General features: G+C 30.9%; 1 protein-coding gene. It reads right to left on the bottom strand.

The window, feature by feature from the left end; genetic code table 11:
* A partial coding sequence (locus U881_RS0100860) for a plasmid maintenance protein (RefSeq protein WP_235048105.1) occupies nt 1-1,004 on the bottom strand: 1,004 nt, incomplete at its 3' end.
* Nucleotides 1,005-1,034: the final 30 nt, after the last annotated feature.

Below are 1,034 nucleotides of genomic sequence, written 5' to 3'. Positions count from 1 at the left end.
GGCGTTTTGTCCAATAAACTTTCTGTTTCGTTTGATTGTGCATTATTACCTATATTTTTCTTCAAATTCGCTAAAATACTTTCTCTTTCCCGATCCTTTAAATGGACCCGCTTTTCTTCTGCTCTTCTAAGCCTCTCTTTTCTCTCCTTCGCTTCCTGTTCAAACAGCTTTTGCAAATAGGCTTCTCTTCTCAGTAATTCCAGCCTACGTTTCTCTTTTTCTGCTTTTTTTTCTGTTTCATGATTGCCCAAATTTTTTGTTGCTTTTTTTCTTTCTTTTTCTACAAGTTTTTTTCCAATGCATATGCTTTCACCATAAACCGATTTTTCAACACATCGCTTTTTGTACTTATTGGGATACCAGTCTCTAAATCTGCCTTCCCAAATTATTTCATAATCGTTTATTATCCCATCTTCTCTTTTCATCATCATCCAGACTTTGTGCTTGTATCTATTTGCGAATTGCTTTAAAAAATGCTCTAAAATGTCTTCAAGACTGTATTCAATTCCATAATCAGTTATTGCTTGCTCTAGATTTAGCAGAGCATTTATGTATGTCGAATCGTTGTTACTTAGCTCTTTTATTTGCTTCACATACTTTTCGCTAATTTTATAGTCAGATAGCAGTCTTGTCTCAACGTCTTTTCTTGTTATTTTACAATCTCTTTTCTTTTTTTTATAAAAATCTTCCTTTTTCAAAAGCATTTCTGAGTTCTCTTTAGAATTCTTTTCTTTTTTATTGCTTATATTAGCTTTATTAATATCATCCGAATCTTGCACATGCGAAATTATACTCATGCGATTTTTATGAAGTTGTTCGTTGTTTTTTGATTCTATTTTTTCTTTTATGAGTTTTGTATTTTGCGAATTTATATTTTGGGGTTCGTTATCAAAAAGCTCATTAAAATCAAAATTTCCAATAATGAATTTATCTTTTAAATTGTCTTTTAGAAGTTGTGTTAGATATTCTAATATTGCTTCTTTATGAGTAGGCATTAGTTCCATGTTTTGCACATAATAAGCAACACTTCCTTT

Source organism: Borrelia persica No12 (assembly GCF_000500045.1).
Lineage (GTDB): Bacteria > Spirochaetota > Spirochaetia > Borreliales > Borreliaceae > Borrelia > Borrelia persica.
This window is presented reverse-complemented; position numbering and strand designations above follow the sequence as displayed.